This is a genomic window from Pararhodospirillum photometricum DSM 122 (assembly GCF_000284415.1).
Classification (GTDB): Bacteria; Pseudomonadota; Alphaproteobacteria; order Rhodospirillales; family Rhodospirillaceae; genus Pararhodospirillum; species Pararhodospirillum photometricum.
Genome location: NC_017059.1, coordinates 803,145 through 827,028, shown reverse-complemented (window position 1 = coordinate 827,028; position 23,884 = coordinate 803,145). Strand labels below are relative to the sequence as shown.

Annotated in this window: 17 protein-coding genes and 1 pseudogene; 8 read left to right on the top strand and 10 right to left on the bottom strand. The window is 65.8% G+C overall.

Features of this window, described 5'->3' with window-relative positions; genetic code table 11:
• Positions 1-208 precede the first annotated feature (208 nt).
• From RSPPHO_RS03585 to RSPPHO_RS17500, 4 genes are all read left to right on the top strand, one after another.
• Positions 209-1,873: an NAD+ synthase gene (locus tag RSPPHO_RS03585; RefSeq protein WP_041794013.1), complete on the top strand. Its 1,665-nt coding sequence runs from the start codon at positions 209-211 to the stop codon at positions 1,871-1,873.
• Positions 1,874-1,882: 9 nt separating this feature from the next.
• Entirely contained in the window at positions 1,883-3,235 is a 1,353-nt protein-coding gene (locus tag RSPPHO_RS03580) for a glutamate--tRNA ligase (protein ID WP_041794011.1), read from the top strand.
• Between the two features lie 28 nt (positions 3,236-3,263).
• Positions 3,264-4,673: a cysteine--tRNA ligase gene (cysS, locus tag RSPPHO_RS03575; RefSeq protein WP_041796495.1), complete on the top strand. Its 1,410-nt coding sequence runs from the start codon at positions 3,264-3,266 to the stop codon at positions 4,671-4,673.
• 218 nt (positions 4,674-4,891) lie between these two features.
• Positions 4,892-7,591, top strand: coding sequence for a putative bifunctional diguanylate cyclase/phosphodiesterase (locus RSPPHO_RS17500; protein ID WP_014413914.1), 2,700 nt, complete (start codon positions 4,892-4,894; stop codon positions 7,589-7,591).
• A 39-nt stretch (positions 7,592-7,630) separates the two neighbouring features.
• Here the strand turns inward: RSPPHO_RS17500 and RSPPHO_RS03565 are convergent, their stop codons facing one another.
• The 5 genes from RSPPHO_RS03565 to RSPPHO_RS17495 all read right to left on the bottom strand — a co-directional run bounded on the left by RSPPHO_RS03565 (position 7,631) and on the right by RSPPHO_RS17495 (position 11,480).
• Positions 7,631-8,245: a phosphatase PAP2 family protein gene (locus tag RSPPHO_RS03565; RefSeq protein WP_051013614.1), complete on the bottom strand. Its 615-nt coding sequence runs from the start codon at positions 8,243-8,245 to the stop codon at positions 7,631-7,633.
• A gap of 81 nt (positions 8,246-8,326) precedes the next feature.
• Complete coding sequence (locus RSPPHO_RS03560) at positions 8,327-9,199, bottom strand: 3-hydroxybutyryl-CoA dehydrogenase (RefSeq protein ID WP_014413912.1); 873 nt, start codon at positions 9,197-9,199, stop codon at positions 8,327-8,329.
• A gap of 41 nt (positions 9,200-9,240) precedes the next feature.
• The gene (locus RSPPHO_RS03555) at positions 9,241-10,176 is read right to left on the bottom strand and encodes an electron transfer flavoprotein subunit alpha/FixB family protein (protein ID WP_014413911.1); all 936 of its coding nucleotides are present in this window, start codon (positions 10,174-10,176) and stop codon (positions 9,241-9,243) included.
• 2 nt (positions 10,177-10,178) lie between these two features.
• Positions 10,179-10,928, bottom strand: a complete 750-nt coding sequence (locus tag RSPPHO_RS03550) for an electron transfer flavoprotein subunit beta/FixA family protein (RefSeq protein ID WP_041794009.1) — start codon at positions 10,926-10,928, stop codon at positions 10,179-10,181.
• Between the two features lie 261 nt (positions 10,929-11,189).
• On the bottom strand, positions 11,190-11,480 hold the full coding sequence (locus tag RSPPHO_RS17495; protein WP_014413909.1) for a hypothetical protein: 291 nt from the start codon (positions 11,478-11,480) through the stop codon (positions 11,190-11,192).
• A gap of 384 nt (positions 11,481-11,864) precedes the next feature.
• On the opposite strand from RSPPHO_RS17495, the gene RSPPHO_RS18675 reads away from it, so the two are divergent.
• The gene (locus RSPPHO_RS18675; protein ID WP_157879069.1) at positions 11,865-12,365 is read left to right on the top strand and encodes a toll/interleukin-1 receptor domain-containing protein; all 501 of its coding nucleotides are present in this window, start codon (positions 11,865-11,867) and stop codon (positions 12,363-12,365) included.
• Positions 12,366-12,769: 404 nt separating this feature from the next.
• Complete coding sequence (locus tag RSPPHO_RS03540) at positions 12,770-13,195, top strand: response regulator (RefSeq protein WP_041794006.1); 426 nt, start codon at positions 12,770-12,772, stop codon at positions 13,193-13,195.
• 34 nt (positions 13,196-13,229) lie between these two features.
• Here RSPPHO_RS03540 and RSPPHO_RS03535 read toward each other — a convergent pair whose 3' ends face one another.
• The 3 genes from RSPPHO_RS03535 to RSPPHO_RS22135 all read right to left on the bottom strand — a co-directional run bounded on the left by RSPPHO_RS03535 (position 13,230) and on the right by RSPPHO_RS22135 (position 18,768).
• Positions 13,230-13,808 (bottom strand): TetR/AcrR family transcriptional regulator, encoded by a 579-nt coding sequence (locus tag RSPPHO_RS03535; RefSeq protein ID WP_051013613.1) that lies wholly within the window; start codon positions 13,806-13,808, stop codon positions 13,230-13,232.
• Positions 13,809-14,030: 222 nt separating this feature from the next.
• Positions 14,031-15,392: a glutathione-disulfide reductase gene (gene gor / locus RSPPHO_RS03530; RefSeq protein ID WP_014413907.1), complete on the bottom strand. Its 1,362-nt coding sequence runs from the start codon at positions 15,390-15,392 to the stop codon at positions 14,031-14,033.
• Positions 15,393-15,510: 118 nt separating this feature from the next.
• On the bottom strand, positions 15,511-18,768 hold the full coding sequence (locus tag RSPPHO_RS22135) for a methylmalonyl-CoA mutase family protein (protein ID WP_081581636.1): 3,258 nt from the start codon (positions 18,766-18,768) through the stop codon (positions 15,511-15,513).
• A gap of 259 nt (positions 18,769-19,027) precedes the next feature.
• Here RSPPHO_RS22135 and ccrA point away from each other — a divergent pair.
• Both ccrA and RSPPHO_RS03515 read left to right on the top strand, forming a co-directional pair.
• A pseudogene (ccrA, locus tag RSPPHO_RS03520) lies at positions 19,028-20,309 on the top strand (crotonyl-CoA carboxylase/reductase).
• A 118-nt stretch (positions 20,310-20,427) separates the two neighbouring features.
• On the top strand, positions 20,428-22,119 hold the full coding sequence (locus RSPPHO_RS03515; RefSeq protein ID WP_041794003.1) for an acyl-CoA dehydrogenase family protein: 1,692 nt from the start codon (positions 20,428-20,430) through the stop codon (positions 22,117-22,119).
• Here the strand turns inward: RSPPHO_RS03515 and RSPPHO_RS17490 are convergent.
• Together RSPPHO_RS17490 and RSPPHO_RS03505 are read right to left on the bottom strand one after the other, a co-directional pair.
• Positions 22,052-22,675: a DUF924 family protein gene (locus RSPPHO_RS17490; protein ID WP_014413902.1), complete on the bottom strand. Its 624-nt coding sequence runs from the start codon at positions 22,673-22,675 to the stop codon at positions 22,052-22,054. The two genes, RSPPHO_RS03515 and RSPPHO_RS17490, sit on opposite strands and share 68 nt — an antisense overlap.
• Positions 22,672-23,841: a GNAT family N-acetyltransferase gene (locus RSPPHO_RS03505; RefSeq protein ID WP_041793996.1), complete on the bottom strand. Its 1,170-nt coding sequence runs from the start codon at positions 23,839-23,841 to the stop codon at positions 22,672-22,674. The genes RSPPHO_RS17490 and RSPPHO_RS03505 overlap by 4 nt, the downstream gene beginning before the upstream one ends.
• Between the last annotated feature and the right edge of the window lie 43 nt (positions 23,842-23,884).

Below are 23,884 nucleotides of genomic sequence, written 5' to 3'. Positions count from 1 at the left end.
TGGTGAGGGATGCCCCAGGATCGGAGGGGTCCGGGGAGGCCCCGTCTCCCCGGCCTTCCCTTCTTCTCTTGTCCACTTTCCCTGCCTCCCCCCGATTGCCCAGGGAAACATCGGCCCTGCGCTTGACGCCCCGCCGCCTGGGGCCTTAGCCTGATTCCCCCGACCTTCCCAGGAGGCCGGGCCGTCCGTCGTGCCCCAAGAGGACCTCATGGTTGACAAGATCCGCCTTGCGCTTTGGCAATCCAATCCCACCGTGGGCGATATCGCGGGGAACCTGCGCAAACTGCGCGCCGCCCGGACCATGGCCGCCGCCCAAGGGGTGGACCTGCTGGTCGGTAGCGAACTGGGCCTGCTGGGATATGCGCCGGAAGACCTCGTCCTGCGCGATGTGGTGCTGGATGCCGCGCGTGACGCCCTGGAAGCCCTGGCCCGCGAAACGGCCGATGGCGGGCCGGCGGTGTTGGTGGGCACGCCTTGGCGCTTGCCCGAGGGGCGGGTGAACGCCGCGCTTTTGCTGCAAGAGGGCCGGATTTCCGGCGTGGTGGTCAAGCACCGTCTGCCCAACTACGGTGTCTTCGACGAAATGCGGGTGTTTACCCCGGGCCCCCTGCCCGTTCCCGTGCTGTTTCGCGGCTTGCGCCTGGGCGTCATGATCTGCGAGGACATGTGGTATCCCGAGCCGGCCCGGCATTTGAAAGATCATGGTGCCGATTTCCTGGTGGTGATGAACGGATCGCCCTTTGACCTTGGCAAGTCGGGCGATCGCCTGACCCATGCCCGGGCTCGGGCCGGCGAAACGGCCCTCTCCTTGATGTATGTCAATCAGGTGGGCGGACAAGATGAGCTGGTCTTTGACGGCGGCTCTTTTGTGATTGGCGCCGATGGCGACGTGGATGTGGCGGCGCCCCAGTGGGACGAGGCGCTGGTGGTGACCGACTGGGCCCCGACCGGCCCGGTCAAGTCCTGGCAGTGCGTTCCCCAACCCCGGCCCCGCCCCCTGGGACGCTGGGAAGAGATTTATCATGCCCTGTGCGTGGGTCTGCGCGACTACGTGGAAAAGAACCGCTTTCCCGGCGTTCTTTTGGGCTTGTCGGGCGGGGTAGACAGCGCCCTGTCGGCGGCCATTGCCGTGGATGCCCTGGGGCCGGAGCGGGTGCGGGCCGTGATGATGCCCAGCCCCTACACCAGCGCCGAGAGCCTGGAGGATGCCGCCGCCTGCGCCCGCTTGCTGGGGATCGAGTTGGAGACCATCGACATTACCCCCGCCATGACCGCCTTTGCCACCATGCTAGCCCCGGCCTTCGCCGGGCGGGCCCCCGACCTGACCGAGGAAAACATCCAGTCGCGGGCGCGTGGCCTGACCTTGATGGCGCTGTCCAACAAGCTGGGCCCCATGGTTTTGTCCACCGGCAACAAGTCGGAAATGAGCGTGGGCTACGCGACCTTGTATGGCGACATGTGCGGCGGGTTCGCCGTTTTGAAGGATGTGTACAAGACCTCGGTGTTTGCTCTGTCGCGGTGGCGCAACGCCCAGCGGCCGGAGGGGAGCCTGGGGCCGGCCGGGCCGGTGATGCCCGAGCGGGTGATCACCAAGCCACCCAGCGCCGAGTTGCGGCCCGACCAAAAGGACGAAGACAGCCTGCCGCCCTATGATCAACTTGACCAAGTGCTCCAACTGTTGATCGAAGGGCAGGCCGGGGTGGTCGAGGCCAGTCAGCGCAGCAAGCTCCCCCAGGATCTGGTGGAGCGGGTGTGGGCGATGCTGGGCCGGGCCGAATACAAGCGGCGTCAGGCGCCGCCGGGGGTCAAGATCACCCGGCTGGCCTTTGGTCGCGACCGTCGTTATCCCATTACCAATGCCTTTCCGGGGTAAGTGCCCGTCATGGTTCTTGATTCTTCCTCTGGGGCGGTGGTCGTCCGCTTTGCCCCCTCGCCCACCGGGCGCTTGCATCTGGGTAACGTGCGCGTTGCCGTGATCAATGCCTTGTTCGCGCTGGCCCAGGGCGGGTCCCTGATCTTGCGCATGGACGACACCGACACGGCGCGCGGCTCGGCGGCCCTGGCCCAAGGGATCCGCGAGGACCTGACGTGGCTGGGCCTGACCTGGGACCGCGAGGAAAGCCAACTGGCCCGTGCCGCCCGCCATGCCGAGGCGCTCGACCAGTTGCGCCGGGCGGGGCGGCTTTATCCCTGCTACGAGACCCCCGAGGAACTGGAATTCCGGCGTCGGCGCCAGCGTCAGCGCGGCCTGCCACCGGTCTATGACCGGGCCGCCCTGGCTCTGGGCGCCGACGAGCGGGCCGCCTTGGAGGCGGCGGGCCGGCGGCCGCACTGGCGCTTCTTGCTCGATCACGTGGACATTCAGTGGACCGATCTGGTGCGCGGCCCCTGCCATTACCACGGCGCCCACCTGTCCGATCCGGTGGTGGTGCGCGAGGATGGCGGGCTGCTCTACACCCTGCCCTCGGTGGTTGATGATCTCGACTTTGGCGTGACTCACGTGTTGCGTGGCGAGGACCACGTGGTCAACACGGCGGTGCAAATCCAGATCGCCCGCGCTCTGGATGGCACGCCACCGGCCTGGGGGCATTTTCCCTTGGTGCTGGGCGCTGAGGGCGGGCCGTTGTCCAAGCGCGATGGCGCCCTGGCGGTGGCCGATCTGCGCGCCCAGGGAATCCAGCCCGAGGCCATCAACGCCCTGCTCGCTGCCCTGGGCACCGGCGAGGCCCCGGATCCGACCCACGATCTGGCGACACTGGCCCAGCATTTCCGGGTGGAGGCCTATGGCCGGGCCTCGCCGCGCCTGGATCCGGCCGAACTGGAGCGCCTGAGCGCCCGGGTTTTGCACACTTTGCCCTTCGCCACGGCCGAGGCCCGGGGGTTGGTGAGCGATCCCACGCTTTGGCAGGCCATTCAGGCCAACCTGACCTGCCCGGCCGATGTCGGGCTTTGGCGTCAGGTGATTGAGGGCCCCATCGCCCCGGTGATCGACGAGGCCGATCAGGGGTTCCTGGCCGAGGCGTTGGCCCTGCTGCCCCCAGCGCCTTGGGACGCCACGACCTGGAGCACCTGGACCAAGGCGCTTAAGACCACGAGCGGGCGGTCGGGCCGGGCCTTGTTCAAGCCACTGCGCTTGGCCCTGACCGGGGTGGATCACGGCCCCGACATGGCGACCTTGCTGCCCCTGATCGGTTCCGAGCGGGGACGGGCGCGGCTTGCCGGCCTGCCCCAGTGACGCCCCCCTGCTGCCCCGCCTGCCGACGATGGAGAGTTTCGTGAGCCAGACCGCCGCCGTTCTGACCCTTCATAATACCCTGACGGGGCTCAAGGCGCCGTTTGTGCCGTTGGATCCCGCTCATGTGCGGCTTTATGTGTGTGGCCCCACGGTGTACGACCGCGCTCACATCGGCAATGCCCGGCCCGTGGTGGTGTTCGATGTTCTGACGCGGGTGTTGCGGCGCCTGTATCCGCGCGTCACCTACGTGCGCAACATCACCGACGTGGACGACAAGATCAACGCCCGCGCCCGCGAGGAAGCGGTGTCGATCGACACCATCACCGCTCGGACCATCGAGCATTTTCACACCGACATGGCGGCCCTGGGCGCCCTGCCCCCCGATGAGGAGCCCCGGGCGACCCGGCATATCGCCGACATGGTGGCGATGATCGCGCGCCTGATCGCGCGCGGTCATGCCTACGAGGCCGAGGGGCATGTGCTGTTCAGCGTGCCCTCGATGCCCGACTATGGCCGGCTGTCCAAGCGTTCGCGCGATGACATGATCGCCGGGGCGCGAGTCGAGGTGGCGCCTTACAAGCGTGATCCCGCCGACTTTGTGCTGTGGAAGCCCTCCGACGCCACCCTGCCCGGCTGGGACAGTCCCTGGGGCCGGGGGCGGCCGGGCTGGCATATCGAATGCTCGGCCATGAGCGCGCGCTATCTGGGCGAAAGCTTTGATATTCACGGCGGCGGCCTGGATCTGGTCTTTCCCCACCACGAGAACGAGATTGCCCAGAGCGTGTGCTGCAACGGGCCCGGCACCTTCGCTCGGGTGTGGATGCACAACGGCTACCTGATGGTGGACGGCGAAAAGATGTCCAAGTCCCTGGGCAACTTCCGCACCGTTCAGGATTTGCTGGCCCAGGCGCCGGGCGAGGCGGTGCGGCTGGGGCTGCTGTCCAGCCACTACCGCCAGCCGCTCGACTGGACCGACGCGGCCCTGGAGCAGGCGCGCCGGACCCTGGACCGCTTTTATGCCGCGCTCGACCGGGTGCGCGCCGTGCCCGTCGAGTCCGGGGCGGAAGTTCCCGCCGGCGTGCTGGAGGCTCTGTGCGACGACCTGAACACGCCGCGCGCCCTGGCCGAGCTGCACGCCCTGGTCGGCGCCTTGAACAAGGCCGAGGATCCGGTGGAGCAGGCCCGGCTCAAGGGGCAAATCCTGGCGGCCGGCGCCCTTCTGGGGCTGTTGGGCCAGGATCCGGTGGTCTGGCGTGGCGCCGATGGGGCGGCCGATGCCGAGTTGGCGGCGCGGGTGGAAGCCCAGATTGCAGCGCGCCGCGCCGCGCGGGCCGCACGCGATTTCGCCCAGGCCGATGCCATTCGCGATGCGTTGGCTGCCGAGGGGATCGTTCTGGAGGATGGTCCCGGAGGCACCCAGTGGCGTCGTCTGTCCTGACCCCTGGCTCTTTGGCCGCGAGTCCCCTCGCTGGAAGGTCGTCTTACCAGAACAGCGCCCGGACAAAAGGATAGGGAGAGGAATAGAGGCCCCCTATGACCTTCGGAATTCGATACCCAGGCCACACGGAGCCGCGTATACAGGTACAAGCGCAATACAACGAATAAGAGGAAGTCGAGAGTCGTTATGCGCGCGCGACGGCTCGGACGGGAGGCCTGATGCTCAAAGTAGTGTTGATCGAGGCCAGAAGCGCGTCTCGCGAGGTCATGAGTGCCTTGCAAAGCGGGGGCGAGACGTGGGGCCTCGCGGTCACCACAAGCCCCTCGCCCGCCGCTGCGGCAGCCCTCTTAACGCGCGAGATCCCCTCTGTCCTGGTGGCGGGGGTGGACGCCTTGGTGTCTCCCGAGGGAGTCAGTCTTATGGCGGTGGCCCTGGCCCAAGGGGTGGCCGTCATGGCTCTGGCCGAGACCGACCGCGATCCCCGGGGGGAGCAGGTGCTCGACCAGGGGGCCTACGAGTGCCTGTCTTTGGAGACCCTGACCCGCGAGGCTCTGCACCGGGCGATCCGCCAAACCGCTTTGCGCGCCGCGCTCGATACCTTGCAAGAAACCGGCGACGCGGGGCACCGCTTGCTTGGGGTGTTGGGACGTGATGTTCGGGCGGCACTGTCCACCATCGTGGCGTGTACCGAACGCCTGATGGAAGAAGCCGACCCCGAGGCCCGACGCGGGCTCGGCAGTCGGATCGGCGCGGCGGCCACCGCCTTGGAAGCGCCCTTGGCCGACCTGTCGGCGCTGGAGCGCTCGCGCCGCCACGCCGGCGATCTGGTCCAGGCCCTGGGCGGCGGCGGGGTGGTCATCGACATGGCGCCCGACCTTGTGTGCATCTTGCAAGGGGGCGTCATCCGCCATGTCAACCCGGCCGGGGCTGCCTTGCTTGGGGTGTCGCCGGCGGCGCTGATCGGGCGGCGGATCGAGGTTCTGATCCATCCGGATGCCCTGGGACGTCTGCGCGATGTGCTCGACCGGCCCCGAGGGGGGCGCCGGCCGGTGCCGGCGGTTTTGCTGCAAGGCGACGGCGGCGAAGTGGATGTGGTGGTCAGCGTGGCGCCGTTGGGCGGACGCGAGCGCAAGTCTCTGGGGACCTTGGTGTTCCTGGCGCGTGACGTGTCGGATCGGGCTCGGGCCCACCGCGAGGCCGATCGGCAGGCCGCTTTCTTGCGCGCCGTCACCGATACCATGGTGGACGCCCTGATCGTCGCCGACGAGGGCGGACGTATCGAGCGGTTCAACAAGGCGGCCGAGCGTCTGTTCGGCGTGACGGCCGAGGACATGATCGGGCGATCCATCAACCTGTTGATGCCGGCCCAGGAAGCCCGCGGCCACGATCGCCACCTGCGCACCTTCATGAAAAGCGGCTGCGCGCGGGTTATCGGCCTGGGGCGCGAACTGCGGGCGCGGCGGCTGGACGGCTCAGAGTTCCCTATCGAACTGGCCTTGTCGGTGGTGGAGCAGGAAGGGCGGCGGCGCTTTGTCGCCGTGGTGCGCGATATCACCGAGCGCAAGGAGCACGAGGCCCAACTGGTGACCCTGGCCACCCGCGACCCCTTGACCGGCCTGCCCAACCGGGTGCTGCTGCGCGAGCACATGGAGCAGGCCTTGGGCACCGGGGTTCCCTTTGCCGTGCTGTTCGTGGACATCGACCATTTCAAAAAGATCAACGATACCCTGGGGCACGTGGTCGGCGATCAGGTGATCCGGGCGATGGCCCAGCGGCTGGAAAGTCATTGTCAGCCCCATGAGGGCGACATGGTGGCCCATCTGGGCGGTGACGAGTTCACGGTGATCGTGGGGCAGGTCCACGATGCCGAGGCTGTGTGCGCCCGGGCCGAAGCCCTGATGGCCGATCTGATCCGCCCTTATGATGTGGCGGGGCGCGAGGTGTTTACCACCGTGTCGGTCGGCGCGGTCTGTTCGCCGCAAGACGGGATCGACGTGGCCACACTGTTACGCAATGTCGATACGGCGGTGCATCATGCCAAGCGCCAGCGGCGCAGCAGCGTGGTGCTGTACACGCCCAAGCTCTCGGCGGATGCGGTGCGGCGCCTGCACATCGAAACCGGTCTGCGCCGGGCCCTGGAGCGCAACGAGTTCGATGTGCACTACCAGCCCAAGGTTGACTTGATGAACGGCGACATTCTGGGCGCCGAGGCCTTGTTGCGCTGGGATGGTCGCGACGTGGGCAAGGTCTCGCCCATGGAGTTTGTGCCGGTGGCCGAGGAAACCGGGCTGGTCCAGCCGATCGGCGAGTGGGTGTTGCGCCGGGCCTGCACGCAAGCGGCCCTGTGGCGCGACCGGGGCCTGGGGCCGGTGCGTATGGGGGTGAACCTGTCGGCCCGCCAGTTCAACGACCCTGATCTGGTGACCAAGGTTCGCACCATTTTGGAGGAAACGGGCCTGGACCCCTCCATGCTTGACCTTGAGTTGACCGAGAGCATGTTGGTTGAGGATGGTGATCAGGTGGTGGCCGTGCTCAGGCGCTTGAAAGCCTTGGGGATCACCCTGTCGATCGATGATTTTGGCACGGGCTACTCATCGTTTGGCTATTTGAAACGCTTTCCCATTGATTTCATCAAGATCGACCGGTCGTTTGTTGTCGATCTCCCCAACAACATCGACGACATGGCCATCACCCGGGCGATCGCCTCCATGGCCTCGGCCTTGCGGCTGCGCTTGGTGGCCGAAGGCGTGGAAACCAACGAGCAGGTGGCGTTCCTGCGCACCTTGGGGTGTGACCAGGGCCAGGGCTTCCTGTACAGCCGCCCCGTGCCGGCCGTCGCCTTCGAGGCCCTGCTGCGGCCGCGTCATCTCAGGATTGAGGGGTCTGGGGAGGCCGCGCCTCCCCAGACTTCTCTTTAAGGAAGGCAAGGCTGGGGAGGCGCGGCCTCCCCAGACCCCTCAGTCCTTGAAGAACGGTCGCAAGACGACCACCGTCGTCCAGCCGATGAAGGCGCCGGCCACCACGTCGCTGAGGAAGTGAGCGGTGACCATAAGTCGGCTCAAGGAGACGGCGACGGCCAGGGCGAGGGCGGGCAGGCGCAGCCGGGGGTACAGAACCATCAAAGTGCCCATGGCGGCGCAGATGGTTTGGGCATGGCCCGAGGGAAACGAGTTCCAATTGCTGGAAAAGACGAACGGGTCAAAGCCATAAACGCCGTCATGAAACAAGACGCGCGGGCGTGCCCGTCCGACCATCGCCTTTAGGGCGGTGACCAAAAGGCCCGATGTCACGAGCACGGCCAGCAGATAAAAGCCGTTGCGCACCAGGGCGAGCCCGGCCAGTACTCGGGTGCGGGCCGCGATGACCGCTCCGACCGCGATCAGCCCGCCGGCCAGCAGGTACCACCAGCCGGCTTCGCCGATGACCGAGAGGGCATGGCCGAGCGCCAGTCCCCCCTCCCCCACCCGGGCTTTCAAAAAGAGGGCGAGCGGGCGGTCCACGATCAGCATGGACAGGAAGCAAAACGCCAGAACCGGGAGGAGGAGCCGGCGGGGCGCTAGGGACTGGGGCATGGGAGGGATCCGGCAAAAAGACAAGGGAAGGCTGGGGAGGCACGGCCTCCCCAGACCCCTCGGCGTGGGAGGGCCGGGATGTTAGCGGGTGGGCACCGGCTTGGGGCCGGAGTAGTCGTAGAAGCCCTTGTTGGTCTTGCGGCCCAGCCAGCCCGCCTCGACATACTTCACCAGCAAGGGGCACGGACGGTACTTGGTATCGGCCAAGCCCTCGTGCAGGACCTGCATGACCGAGAGGCACACGTCGAGGCCGATGAAGTCGGCGAGTTCGAGCGGCCCCATCGGGTGGTTGGCGCCGAGCCGCATCGCGGTGTCGATGGCATCCACCGAGCCGACGCCCTCATAGAGGGTGTAGACCGCCTCGTTGATCATGGGCAGCAAAATGCGGTTGACGATGAAGGCCGGAAAATCTTCGGCCGAGACCGGGATTTTTTCGAGCGTCAAGGTCAGCGTGCGCACGGCGGAATATGTCTCTTCCGCCGTGGCGATGCCCCGGATCAATTCCACCAGCTTCATGACCGGCACGGGGTTCATGAAGTGCATGCCGATGAACTTTTCCGGGCGGTCGGTGGCCGCGCCCAACCGGGTGATGGAAATCGAGGAGGTATTGGAGGCCAGGAGGCACGAAGGCTTGAGCAAGGGGCACAGCTCGGTGAGGATGCGCCGCTTGATGCCTTCGTTTTCCGAAGCCGCCTCGATCACAAGGTCGCTGTCGGCGAACACCTTCATGGTGGTGGCGGTATCGATGCGACCCAGCGCCGCCGTTGCGTCGGCCTCCGAGATCTTGCCTTTGCTGCTCTGGCGCGCCAGGTTTTTGCCGATGGTGGTCCGCGCGTTATCAAGCGCGGCTTCGTTGACATCCATCAACTTGACCTGAAAGCCGGCCAGCGCAAACACATGCGCGATGCCGTTGCCCATTTGTCCGGCGCCGATGACGCCAATCTGTTCGACCATGCTGCGACCTTTCGGGGTTGGGGGGCAGGTCGGCTGCGGGGTCAGGCCTTCAGCGCGGCTGAAAGCTCGGGAACGGCCTGGAACAGGTCCGCCACCAGCCCGTAGTCGGCCACCTGGAAGATGGGCGCTTCCTCGTCTTTATTAATTGCCACGATCACCTTGCTGTCTTTCATGCCGGCAAGGTGCTGGATGGCGCCGGAGATGCCTACGGCGACATAGAGGTCGGGGGCGACGATCTTGCCGGTTTGACCGACTTGATAGTCGTTGGGCACGAAGCCGGCGTCCACGGCGGCGCGCGAGGCGCCCACGGCGGCGCCCAGGCCATCGGCCAGCCCCTCGATGAGGGCGAAGTTTTCCTTGGAGCCGACGCCGCGGCCGCCCGACACGATGATCCGGGCGCTGGTCAGCTCGGGCCGCTCGGACTTGGAAAGCTCCTGGCCCAGGTAGGTCGAGGCGCCGGGGGCCACGGTGACGCTCACGCTCTCGACGACGGCAGCGCCGCCGGTGGCCGGGGCGGCATCAAAAGCGGTGGCGCGCACGGTCAACACCTTGAGGGCATCGGCGCTTTTGACGGTGGCGAGCGCGTTGCCGGCGTAGATGGGGCGCACGAAGGTGTCGTCGGCGACCACGTTGGTCACTTCCGAGATCTGGGCCACATCGAGCAAGGCGGCGACGCGCGGCAGAACGTTCTTTCCGGTGGTGGTGGCCGGGGCCAGCACGTGGGTATAGGCCGGGGCCAGGGCGACCACCACGGGGGCCAGGGTTTCGGCCAGGGGGTGAGCCAGGGCGGGGTCGTCGGCCACCAGAACCTTGGTCACGCCGGGCACGGCGGCGGCGGCCTGGGCCACGCCTTGGCAGCCGGAGCCGGCGACGAGCACGTGGACCTCGCCGGTCAGCCGGCTGGCGGCGGTGATGGTGTTGAGGGTGGCGGGGCGCAGGTGGGTGTTGTCGTGATCGGCAAGAACGAGTTGAGCCATGGTCAGATCACCTTCGCCTCGGTACGGAGCTTCTCGATCAGGGTGGCGACGTCGGGGACCTTGACGCCGGCCTGGCGGGTGGCCGGTTCCTCGACCTTGAGGACCGTCAGACGCGGGCTGGGATCCACGCCAAGATCGGCCGGCGAGACGGTGTCGATCGGCTTTTTCTTGGCCTTCATGATGTTGGGCAGGCTGGCGTAGCGCGGGGTGTTGAGGCGCAGGTCGGCGGTGACGATGGCGGGCAGGGTCAACGCCAGGGTTTCCAGGCCGCCGTCGATCTCGCGGGTCACGGTGATGCCCTGGTCGGTCACGTCCAACTTGGACAAGAAGGTGCCCTGGGCCCAGCCCAGCAGGCCGGCCAGCATCTGGCCCGTCTGGTTGGCGTCGTCGTCGATGGCCTGCTTGCCCAGGAGGACGAGGTCGGGCTTCTCGCGCTCGACCAGCACGCGCAGCATCTTGGCGACGGCCAGCGGCTGAAGGTCGGCCTCGGACTGGACCAAGATGCCGCGATCGGCGCCCATGGCCAGGGCGGTGCGCAGGGTTTCCTGGCACTGGGCCACGCCCAGGGAGACGGCCACGACCTCGGTTGCCTTGCCGGCTTCCTTGAGGCGGACGGCCTCCTCGACGGCGATCTCGTCGAAGGGGTTCATGGACATTTTCACGTTGGCCAACTCGACCCCCGTGTTGTCCGCTTTCACACGGATCTTGACGTTGTAGTCAACGACCCGCTTCACCGCGACCAGTACTTTCATGGAGTTCCTGTCTTCCAAGTGTGGGCGTTGACCGTGGCGGGAGGCGATCCCGCCCCGGCGTGGTCCCTTGGATCCCTTCACCTCCGGTCCAGGGCCGGATCTCTCCCTTGACCGGTCCCAGCCAACGGCCGAGTGCAGCGCAAAATACGAAACACAAGCGGCGAAGTCAATGAAACCCCGGGTTGGCCTCCCGGGGAAGGAGGGGTCTGGGGAGGCCCCGCCTCCCCAGTCTTGTCCTTTTTTTGGGGGGGCGACGGCCCCTCAGCGGGATCGGGACTTCGGCTCCGGTGCGGGAGGCGGCTCCCCTTCCTCGCGCAACAAGGTCCGCATGGCGGTGAGCATGAGCTTCTGTCGTTGCTCATCGGTCAGGGAGTCAAGAATTTTGGCTTTGGCCCGGCGCACCGCCATGGCTTGTTGCAACAAGGCCTCGCGCTCGGGAGTCAGGAGGGTTTCCCGAACTTCGTTGAGGTTGGACAGGGCCTGGGTGCGGGCATCACGCGGCCCCCCCTTTGCCTTGGGCTTGCGTTTGCCAAAAAAAGAAAACCATCCCATGGGTCAGGCTCCTGGCGCGGGCCGGGTCAGCGGCGGGGCGGGCGGGGGCGGGGTGGACGGGGCGGCGGGGGCTCGCCGGCGTCGCCCCCCTGTGTCGGGTCTCTCCACGCTATAAATAAATTATTTTCTGAAAAAACGCATATACCTCCGGAAGATTCCCATCCATTTTGCGAGCTTTACAATATTGGACTTCTTGGGCACGTAAGGCAGGATGTTGCTGGAGGGGGGTTCTATCAATACTTTAGAAAGCCGCAGGATTTTGACTGGACTCTTGAAAATATAATCCCAGAAAATTCGGTATTTTTATTACATCCAGGGCTAGCTAGCGCTATAAGTACGATGAGATTTATACACCTTAACAGGGTAAACGTTATAGGACCAGATTTGCCCTGGCAAAAGATCGGGGGAAAAGATGGAATTCCAAATATATTTATTTCATATTCTTCGGAGGACCTTAAATATGTGGAAGAAATACTAAATACCCTAAGGGATCGCGTCAATATTAAGTTGCCGTCCACTTTTTGGATGGATAAATGGAAAATTCGTCATGGTTCCGTTATTGTCCAGGAAGTCTCTAAAGGCGTTAATGAAGCGGATCTTGTTGTTCTGTTTGCGTCTCAAAACAGCCTAAAATCAGGTTGGGTAAAAAACGAATGGATGAAAAAATACAAAGAAGAAATCGAAACTGACTCAGTGAAGGTAATAACGGCTATAATAGACGATTTAAACCAATCGAACCTTCCTTCAGAACTCACTGGAAAACTCGCGATAACAATGTCTGAATATGAAAAAAGTGCATCAATAGATCAGTTGGCAGAGAGTATATGCTATCACTTGAGTAATTCATTAGAGATGGATGCCAAAAAAAATCGGGAAAATAAGTAATATCGACAAAAATCCATCAGCCTGAGAACCTGTTGGGAGAGCAGCCGACGCTAGATGCGTCGGCTGTGATTGCCTGTCTCTCAGGAGGCATTTGGGGGCGGGAAGTGGAGGCAGGAAAACCGGCAGCGGACGGTCACCTTCCGCGAGGTTCTCAATGGCGTGTTCTTTCCGCCCTCTCCCTTCCCCTCAACGGCTCTGCAAGAGTCTTCCCTCCTTCGCCCCCCTTTTTCAAGAAACGAGGGGTCTGGGGAGGCGAGCCTCCCCAGCCTTTCTTCTTTTCTGCTCTTCCTCGTCTTCCCTGCACATTCCCTGGTGGCATGACGCCTGCATTATGGTGAGAGAACGGTTTTTACACCGCCTTGTGGTCCCCCAGACTGCAAGACCTCGTCAGAAAGAGCGGCAAAATGCGAAACCTCTCCTCTCCCTCTCCGGCCCCTGTCGTGCTGTTCGCCGAGGACAACCTCTATGATCGCGAGGCCGTTTCCCACTACCTTCGCCACGAAGGCTGGACGGTGATTCCCGTGGAAACGGGGGACGCGATCCTGGAGGAGGCGGCCTTGCTCCGTCCTCCCGTGATTGTCGTGGATATTGATTTGCCGGGGTTTGACGGCTGGCGTGCCTTGCACGGCCTGCGCGACATCCCGGATTATCATCCTCGGGTTGTTGCCCTGAGTGCCTTTGGTTTTCTTGAAGTGGAGGCCGAGCGTCAAGGCCTGGGCTGCACGGGGTTTTTTGCCAAGCCGGTTAATCCGCGGACCATCGCTAGTTTTGTCGGGTTGCCGCCCGAGCCCGTGTGGGGCGATGCCCCAAACCCCTTTTTTGTTTTATAAATCAACAACGAAAGGGGGCTGGAGGCATCATCGTTCAGACGGGCACCGACGTCCCGTGGAGCATGCGTCGGGCCGCGTCCTTGCCCCGATCGAACACCTGGGGATCGCGGTACATCTGGGCCGACACCAAAGAGCCGATGACAACGAGGCCCAGACGCTCCGTTAGGTCCTCGGACAAGCCGGCGGCGCGCACCGCCGTGTCGATCACCCCTTCCAGGGACGCCACGTGCGCGGCGGCGGCCTTGTGGACGGGGTGGCTGGGGTGGGCGAACTCGATGGATGCGTTGACCAGCAAGCAGCCGCGAAAGGGCAGGCCGGGCAGGGCTCGACCCGTGTACCAGTCATGGAGGCGGTCAAAAAGTGCCAAGATCCGCTCTTCGGAACTGGCGCCTGCCAAATCAAAAATCGAATCGAGCCATCCCGCGATTTCGTTACGATAGCGCTCCATTGCCGCGAGGATGAGATCATCCTTGGAGCGAAAGTGCCGGTACAGCGTCATTTTGGCCACGCCGGCCTCGGCCAGGATTCGATCCACGCCGGTGGCGTGGAAGCCATCTCGGAAGAAAAGCCGAAGAGCGGTCTCAACGAGGCGTTCCCGAGGCTTTTGCTGCACCGCTGGTCCTCCTGCTCCAGAACACGTTTTGCCCGACGTGCGATCAAGAACGCGTCTCGCCCGACGCGATGACAAGAAGCGAACTGTACACAACCGTACAGGCAGTGACCAGTGCGCCTTCTTGCCACCGTGGGCGAAGCCTCGTGCGAACGAACACCGCAAACGAGGGGTCTGGGGAGGCCGCGCCTCCCCAGCCTGTCCTTATTCCCCCCCCCACAAGGCTTAGGGCTCGGGAACAGGTTGACGCATCGTGACAAATTCCTCGGCCGCCGTCGGGTGGACCCCCAAGGTGGCGTCGAACTGGGCCTTGGTCGCGCCACAGCGCAAGGCCACGGCGAGGCCCTGAATAATCTCCGGGGCATCAGCGCCGACCATGTGGCAGCCCAGCACGCGGTCGGTCCGGGCATCGACCACCAGTTTGACCAGCGTTTGCTCCTCGCGGCCCGAGAGGGTGTGGCGCATGGGGCGAAAGCGTGAGCGGAAAATGCGCACGGGGCCGCGTGCCCGGGCCTGGGCCTCGGTCAGGCCGACGGTGCCGATGGTCGGGTGGCTGAAGACGGCCGAGGGGATCAGGTCGTAGTCCATGACCCGGGGGTTGTCGTTGAACTGGGTCTCGGCGAAGTTCAGGCCTTCGTTGAGGGCGACCGGGGTCAGTTCGACCCGGCCTGTCACGTCGCCCACGGCGAAGATGCTGGGGATATTGGTGGTGTGCCACTCGTCCACCGGGATGGCGCCGCTGGCATCAACGCGCACGCCCACGTCTTCCAGGCCGAGGCCCGAGGTGTTGGGGGCGCGACCGGTGGCGTACATGACCAGATCGGCGTCCATGTCGGGCCCCGGGGTGCGGCGCACGCGGTAGGAGCCATCGGCCAGTTTGTCGATGCGGGCGATCTGGGTTTCGCTGAGAATGGTGATGCCCTGGCGGGTCATCTCGGCGGTCAGGGCGTCGCGGACATCCTCGTCAAAGCCGCGCAGGATCTTGTCCTTGCGAATCACCAAGGTGACTTCGGCGCCAAAGGCGCGGAACAGCCCGGCAAATTCCACCGCAATATAGCCGCCGCCCACGATGATAATCCGCCGGGGCAAGATCATCAGGTCAAGGGCCTCGTTGGAGGTGATGGCGTGCTCGATGCCGGGAATCGCCGGCATGCTCGGCCAGCCGCCCACCGAGATCAGGATCTTTTCGCCGGTCAGCCGCTTGCCATCCACATCGACCGTGAACGGATCAACAAGGCGACCGTGGCCTTCGATCAACGTGACCCGGCTGGTCTTGAGCAAGGAACGATAGACGGTTTCCAGGCGCTCCAACTCGCGGTTCTTGGCGGCGATCAGGGCCGGCCAGTCGAAGGCGGCTTCCTTGACCGACCAGCCATAGCCGGCCATGTCGGCGAGGTCGTGGGCGTAGTGGGCGCCGTAGACCAGCAGCTTTTTCGGCACGCAACCGCGCATGACGCAGGTTCCGCCGACGCGGCTGCTTTCGATCAGGGCGACCCGGGCCCCATAGCTTCCCGCCACCCGTGCCGCGCGCACACCGCCGGACCCGGCCCCAATGACAATCAGATCGTAATCATAAGAGGTCGTCATCCGGGTTCCTTTCCGTGGTCATCCCTGGGAGCTTCCAATATAGGGTGGATTTGTTTTCTGTCCCAGAGAGAGAAGGCCGGGGAGGCGGGGCCTCCCCAGACCCCTCCCTTCCTTTTCCTCAGTTTTCCACCAGATCGGCCGCCCGGCGCAGGTCCACCGACACCAGCGATGACACCCCGCGCTCGGCCATGGTCACACCAAACAGCCGATCCATGCGCGCCATGGTCATCCGGTGATGGGTCACCACCAGGAAGCGGGTCCGGGTGGTGTCGGTCAATTCGCGCAGCATGGTGCAAAAGCGATCCACGTTAGCGTCGTCAAGGGGGGCGTCCACTTCGTCGAGCACGCAGATCGGCGCCGGGTTGGTCAAGAACACGGCAAACAACAAGGCGGTGGCCGTCAGGGCCTGCTCGCCGCCCGACAGCAAGGACAGGCTTTGCAGCCGCTTGCCGGGCGGGCTGGCCATGATCTCCAAGCCGGCCTCCAGGGGATCTTCGGCCTCGACCAGGGTCAAATGGGCCCGCCCGCCGCCAAACAGGCGCTGGAACAGGCCCTGGAAGTGCTGGTCCACTTGCCGAAACGACTCCAGCAGCCGCGCCCGGCCCTCCTTGTTGAGTTCGTTGATGCCCTGGCGCAAGCGGGCAATGGCCGCCACCAGATCGTCGCGCTCCAAGGTCAGGGTGCTGACCTGCTCCTCCAACTCGCGCGCCTCTTGCTCGGCGCGCAGGTTGACCGGCCCCAGGGCGTCGCGTTCGCGCAACACCTGGGCCAGCGCCGTTTCGGCCTCGGCCAGGGGGGGGAGGGAAGCGTCATCGGGCAGGTCGGCGGCCAGGGCTTCGGGGGTGCAGTCGCGTTTTTCGGCAATGGTGGTGGCGACCGTGCGGCACTCGGCCCGCGCCGCCTCCACGCTGGCCTCGGCTCGCACCAGCCCTTCGCGCGCCTGGGCCTCGCCGCGTTCGATGTCGCGCAGGGCTTTGTCGGCGGCGCGGGCGGCGCGTTCGCCCTCGACCAGGGCGTCGGCGGCGGCGCGGCGCTCGATCTCGGCGTCTTCCAGGGCTTGGCTCAGAACCTCGCGCTGCTCGGCCAGGGCCTCGGGCCGGCCGGCCAGATCCTCCAGGGCCTCCTCGGCCGTCTGCTGGCGTCCTTCCAATTCCTCGGCTTGGGCCAGGGCCTCGGCCTGACGGCCTTTCCAGGAGGTTTCGTCGCGCAGCAGGGCGTCGAGCTGCCGGCGGATCTCCTCAGTCTCGCGGCGCAGGCGGTCGTGCTCCGCCTGGGCGCTCACCTGGGCGCTGCGGGCCCGGGCGAGGTCGGTGCGCAGGCTTTCGGCCTCGGCCTGGGTTGGCGGCGCGTCGCCCAGGGTGTCTAGGGCCGCCTCGCTCTCCAGGACCTGGGTCTCGGCTTCTTCGCGGTCGGCGTCGGCCTGGGCCAGGGCGTCATCGAGCCCGGCCAGACGGCTGGCCGCCGCGGCGGCGTCGCGCTCCAGGGCGGCAAGACGGCTGCGGGCCTCGCTCGCCGCCCGATCCGCAGCCCGCAGGGCGTCGCGGGCCTCGCGTTCCGCGCTGGCCAGGGTGTCCTGACGGTCCCGCTGGATCTGGGCCTCGGCGCGGGCCAGGGCCAGACGCTCCTCGGCCTCGTTGATGGCTTCTTCCAGATCGGCCAGCCGGCGCCGGGTTTCCAGGCGGGCGGCGGCGGCGCCGTCCTGGGCTTCGGGCCGGCGCACCAGACCGTCCCAGCGCCACAGGCCGCCCTCGGGATCGACCAGCCGTTGGCCGGGCTGCAATGAGGCTTGCAAGGCCTGGGCGGTGTCGGCATCGGCCACCACGCCGATCAGGGCCAAGCGGCGATCGAGCGCGGCCGGGCCGCCGGTGGGGGCGCGGAATTCGCCGAAGACGTCGCGCAGAGTCTGGGACCACTCGCCGGTGGTGACGCCGGCGTGGGCGCAGGCGATGGTGGGTTCCATGATGTTGCTGCCGTCGGCGGCGGCACGGCGCAGGGCGGCGAGGGTCTCGGCGACCTTAGCGGCGTCGCGGCTTTGGCGCCAGGCGACGAGGGAGGCGATCTGGTCGCGTTCCACGGCCGGATCGACGGTCATGATGGCGCCGTCGCCGGCGGTGAGGGGGCTGGGGGCGGCTTCGGTGAACTTGTTGACGCCGACCACGATCTGCTCGCCGCTTTCGATGGCGGCGAGGCGGGCCGAGTTCGACTCGACGAGGCGGCGCTTCATGTAGCCCGATTCGACGGCGGCAATGGCGCCGCCCATGGCCTCAATGTGGGCCAGTTCGGCGCGGGCGCCGTCCTTGAGGGCCTCGACCTTGGCGGCGACAACGGGGGAGCCGTCGAACAGATCGCCGTATTCGAGCAGGTCTGTTTCGTAGGCAACGATCTGTTGCAGGCGCAAGGACCATTGCTGGTCCCAGGGCCGGGGCAGGCCGAGGGCTTCGTTCCAGGCGGGGAGCTGGACGGCGCGGGCGCGGGCGTTTTTGGAGAGCACGACCGAGAGCATTTCCAGCAAGATGCGGTAGACGTTGTTTTCCGGCTGGGGCTCGGTCAACCCCAGGCTGTTGACCTGGACGCCGTAGCGGAAGCGACGGTAGGCCTCGTCTTCGACCCCGTAGCGCTCGCGGCAGATTTCGTCCCACAGCTCGGTGAAGGCGCGCATTTTACACAACTCGGTGACGAAGCGAATGCCCGCGTTCACGAAAAAGCTGATGCGGCCGACCACCTGGGGGAACTCGGCCGGCGGCACCTGCCCGCCGGCGCGCACGGCATCCAGCACGGCGATGGCGGTGGCCAGGGCGTAGGCGAGTTCCTGCTCCGGGGTCGCGCCGGCTTCCTGGAGGTGGTAGGAGCACACGTTGGTCGGGTTCCACTTGGGAACCTCGCGGTAGGTGAAGGCGATGACGTCGTTGATCAGGCGCACGCTGGGTTGCGGCGGGAAGATGTAGGTGCCGCGACTGAGGTATTCCTTGATGAGGTCGTTTTGCACCGTGCCTTGCAAGGCGGCGCGCGACGCCCCTTGGCGTTCGGCGGCGGCGATGTAGAGCGCCAGCAGCCAGGGCGCCGGGGCGTTGATGGTCATCGAGGTGTTCATCTTTTCGAGGGGGATGCCATCGAAAAGGGTCATCATATCGCCTAAATGACACAGGGGCACCCCGACCTTGCCGACCTCGCCGGTGGCCAGCACGTGGTCGCTGTCGTAGCCGGTTTGGGTGGGCAGGTCGAAGGCGACCGAGAGGCCGGTCTGGCCCCGCGCAAGATTCGTTCGATAGAGCGCGTTGGACGCCTTGGCCGACGAATGGCCCGAGTAGGTCCGAAAAAGCCAAGGTTTGTCGCGGGTCTGGGCGGCAGGGACGGGGGCAACGGGCCTGTCGGTCATGGTCGTCTCCTTGGTGGGGGCGCCCCCGAGGCCGGGGGTTATCCGGTTCCAGAGGGCGGTTTACTGAATTAAAATTACCGAACCTATTATCCCTACGCAAGAAACTATCATTTTGTGCATTGCAGTGAAAGGGCGCATTCGCTATCTGTGACTCCAGGACGTCCAGAGGGCGTGCAACGAAAGCCAAACCGGGATGGGGCCCCACGCGCCAGGACGCCGCCCCTCTGCCCCTCCCGAGATGGAACAGGAGATGACGAGCATGGCCGCAGAGGCTCTTTCCCTGGTTTCGAACGCCGACGAAACGCGCAAGGATCTCTATGAGTTGGGGGAGATCCCGCCGCTCGGCCATGTGCCCAAAACCATGTACGCCTGGGTGATCCGGCGCGAACGTCACGGCGAGCCGGAGAAGTCGTTCCAGCTTGAGGTCGTGGAGACCCCGGTGCTGGACAGCCACGACGTTCTCGTGATGGTGATGGCGGCTGGCGTCAACTACAACGGGATCTGGGCCGGCTTGGGCCAGCCGATCAGCCCGTTCGACGTGCACAAGGCGCCCTACCACATCGCGGGCTCGGATGCGGCGGGCATCGTGTGGGCGGTGGGGTCCAAGGTCACGCGCTGGAAGGTCGGCGACGAGGTGGTGGTCCACTGCAATCAGGACGACGGCGACGACGAGGAGTGCAACGGCGGCGATCCGATGTTCTCGCCCAGCCAGCGCATTTGGGGCTACGAGACCGCGGACGGCTCGTTTGGCCAGTTCACCCGGGTGCAGTCGCGCCAGTTGATGACGCGGCCGCGTCACCTGACCTGGGAGGAGAGCGCCTGTTACGTCCTGGTGTTGGCGACGGCCTACCGCATGCTGTTCGGCCACCGCCCGCACGTTCTGCGGCCCGGCCATAACGTTTTGGTGTGGGGCGCCTCGGGCGGTCTGGGCTCGATGGCGGTGCAGTTGTGCGCCACGGCGGGCGCCAATGCGATCGGCGTGATTTCCGACGAGAGCAAGCGCGACTTCGTGATGAGCCTGGGGGCCAAGGGCGTTCTCAACCGCCAGGACTTCAACTGCTGGGGCCAGTTGCCCAAGGTCAACGGCGAGGGCTTTGGCGACTACATGAAGGAAGTGCGCAAGTTCGGCAAGGCGATCTGGGACATCACCGGCAAGGGCAACGATGTCGATTTCGTCTTCGAGCACCCGGGCGAGCAGACCTTCCCGGTGTCGTGCAACGTGGTTAAGCGCGGCGGCATGGTGGTGTTCTGCGCCGGCACCACGGGCTTTAACCTGACCTTTGATGCCCGCTTTGTGTGGATGCGGCAAAAGCGCATTCAGGGCAGCCACTTTGCCAACCTGTTGCAGGCGAGCCAAGCCAACCAACTGGTGGTCGAGCGGCGGATTGACCCGTGCATGAGCGAAGTCTTCTCGTGGGATGACATCCCCAAGGCGCACACCGAAGATGCTGCGCAACCTGCACAAGCCCGGCAACATGGCGGTGCTTGTCCAGGCCAAGCGCCCCGGCCGGCGCACCCTGGAAGACTGCCGCGAGGGCTAACCCCCCAAACGCTCAGGTCTTCAGACCGAACCAAACTCCCGGGACGGAGGGGTCTGGGGAGGCCCCGCCTCCCCAGCCTTCCCTTCCTCCTCCTTCTTCATTCAGGGACGTTTCCAGCATGAGCGCAGCGACCAAGGTTAAGGCTTCCTCCTCCCAGCCGGTGTTCCCGCTGGTGTTGCAGGATCTGTTGTACACCTGTGAACGGGCTTACCAGACCGCCAACCAGACGTTGATCGTGATCCGCGAGAACGTCACGAAAATGGTCAGCGTCAACGGCAAGCTCGATGCCGAGGCTCTGGAGCAGCACCAATATGCGGTGCACGGCCTCGCTTGGTTCGCCACCTACGTGACCGCGCTGTCGTGCATGCTGGAGTGGGCGCGCCGTCTTGAGGCGACCGATCGCCTGGGCGAACTGGAATGCCTGATCTTGCAGGCGTCCTACTCCGAATACCTGCACCAGATTTACGGCGGCCTGCCGATGAGCCAAAGCGAGTTCGTGCGCTTGGCCGACTTTGGCATTGAGGTGCGCGAGCGTCACCTGCTGCAAAGCCCCTACACCACTTTGTTGCGTGAGCACGGCTTTACCGAGGCGGTCAAGGCGCGGCTGGCAGAGTTGGCGCAAGACGGCCACTTTGGCGATCTCGGCCTTGATGACGAGACCTTGGTTCTGGTGCGCGACCAGTTCCGGCGCTTTGCCGAAGAGCAGGTGATGCCCCATTGCCACGGCTGGCACCTGCGCGACGAGCTGATCCCGCTGGAGGTCGTCGAGCAGATGGCCGAGCTGGGCGTGTTCGGCCTGACCGTGCCCGAGGCCTACGGCGGCTTAGGCATGGGCAAGATGGCGATGTGCGTGGTGACCGAGGAGTTGTCGCGCGGCTACATCGGCGTGGGCTCGCTGGGCACCCGCTCGGAAATCGCGGCCGAGCTGATCCGTCTCGGCGGCACCGAGGAGCAAAAGCAGCACTATCTGCCCCTGCTGGCCACCGGCCAGATTCTGCCGACCGCCGTGTTCACCGAGCCCAACACCGGCTCCGATCTGGCCTCGCTGCGTACCCGGGCGGTGCGCGACGGCGAGGACTATGTGGTCACGGGCTCCAAGACCTGGATCACCCACGCCGCGCGCTCCGACCTGATGACCCTGTTGGTGCGCACCAACCCGGACGAGCCGGGCTACAAGGGCCTGTCGATGCTGCTGGCCGAAAAGCCGCGCGGCACCGAGGCCGAGCCGTTCCCGGCCGAGGGCATGACCGGCGGTGAGATCAAGGTGCTGGGCTATCGCGGCATGAAGGAATACGAACTGGGCTTCGATGGCTTCCGGGTGCCGGCGTCGGCGCTGTTGGGCGGCGTTGAGGGCCAGGGCTTCAAGCAGTTGATGGCCACCTTCGAGAGTGCCCGCATCCAAACGGCGGCCCGGGCGGTGGGCGTGGCCCAAAGCGCCCTGGAGACCGGCCTGCGCTATGCCCAGGAGCGCCAGCAGTTCGGCAAGGCGCTGTTTGCCTTCCCGCGCGTGCACGGCAAGCTGGCGTGGATGGTGGTGGAAACCATGGTGGCGCGCCAGTTGACCTACTTCGCCGGTCGCGAAAAGGACAGCGATCTGCGCTGCGACATCGAGGCCGGCATGGCCAAGCTGCTGGCGGCTCGCGTTGCCTGGAGCAATGCCGACAACGCCTTGCAGATCCACGGCGGCAACGGCTACGCCGAGGAATATACCATCAGCCGCCTGCTGTGCGACGCACGTATTCTCAATATTTTCGAGGGCGCGGCGGAGATTCAGGCGCAGGTGGTGGCGCGGGGTATTTTGACGCGCTGAGGGGTGAAAGGGGGGGGGCTTTCCCCGGCGGAGTGCCCGGAAAGTTAAGGCTGGGGAGGCGAGCCTCCCCAGCCTTTCCTTTTTGCAACGCCCAAGCGAGCCAATCCGGGCGCCCCAAGGCGTCTACCAGGGCGAAGCCGCGTTCCTGGTCGATGGGGTCGGGGCTGCGCAGGAAGCACAGGCCGGCCAGCAGGCGTCCGGCCGGGGGCCAATGCCGATCGTGGCCCTGGCGGAGGCTGTCGATCACCAAGGCGCGGGCCGCCGCGTTGCCGGCGCTGGCCTTGTCGTGGCCGGCCCACAGGCGTCGGGGCAGGGCATCGAGCAAGATGAGCAAGGCTAGGGCGCCTTCGGGAGTGGCCCGCAGAGCGTCATGGGCGCCGGTGAGGGCGAGGCCGGTGTCTTTGCTGAACAGGGCGATGAGCACCGCGTCCACGGTGTCGGCCGGGGTGAACCACCAGGGGCGGGGGCTGCCGTCCGGGGCGAACCACACGCGGCGCACCCGATCGCTCAGGGGCAGGGCAGGGTCAAGGTCGAGGAGGTCGCGGGCAACCGTCATGAACAGGGATCCTCGGCGCGAAACGGGCCGTCGTCGGCCAGCGCCACCATGGCTTGGGCCACCAAGGCCCGCTCGTGGGTGATGAACTCGGCGACCGCTCGGCCGAGGGCCGGATCGGCCAGCCAGTGGGCCGACCACGTGGCACGGGGGCGGTAGCCCCGGCTGATCTTGTGCTCGCCTTGGGCCCCGGCTTCGACCCGGTTCAGGCCGTGGGCGATGGCGTAGTCGAGGGCGCGGTAATAGCAGGCCTCGAAGTGCAGGAAGCGAGCGTCGCCGGCAGCGCCCCAGGTCCGGCCATAGAGGGTGTCTCCGCCCACCAGATTGAGGGCGCCGCATACCAAGGCGCCGTTGGGCCGGTCTTCCTCGCCCATCACCAGCACCACCCGATCGCCCATCGTGGCGCCGAGCCGCAAGAAGAAATCTCGGGTCAGGTAGGCGCCGCCCCATTTGCGATCGACGGTATCGCGATAAAAGCGGTCGAAGGCGTCCCAGTGGCGTTCGGTGATCGCCGCGCCTTGCAAGGTCAGGAAGCGGATGCCCTGACGGTTGGCCCGCTCGCGCTCCTTGCGCAGGGCCTTGCGCTTGCGCGACGTCAGGCTGGCGAGAAAATCGTCGAAGTCGCGGTAGCCTGGGTTCTCCCAATGGTATTGGAAGCCCTGGCGCAGCAGCAGGCCCTTGTCGGCCAGAAGCGGGGTCTCGTCGTCGGGGACAAAGGTCAGGTGCAGGCCCGAGACGTTGAGGCGCCGGGCGAAATCTAGGAGGCCCTCAAGCAAGGCCGCTTGCCAGTCCCGCCGCTCGGGATCTTGGGGCGGGGCCAGCAGGCGCGGGCCTGTCACCGGGGTGAAGGGCACCGCCCCTTGCAGCTTGGGATAATAGCGCCCTCCCGCCCGCTGATAGGCACGCGCCCACTCCCAATCGAACACGTATTCGCCGTAAGAGTGGCTTTTGGCGTAGAGCGGGGCACAGGCCCGGACCCGGCCGCGGGCATCTTCCAAGACGGCATGGAGCGGCCCCCAGCCGGTACCTTCGCCGACCGAGCCCGAGGCCTCCAGGGCGTGGAGAAAGGCATGGGAGACAAACGGGTTATCCGGCCCGGCACAGGCATCCCACGCGGGCGCCGGGACTTCCGTGATCGACGGACAAAAGCGCAAGCGCCCCGCAGCCATGGACTTCTCCCGTCCGGGAAGGGAATGAGGGGTCTGGGGAGGC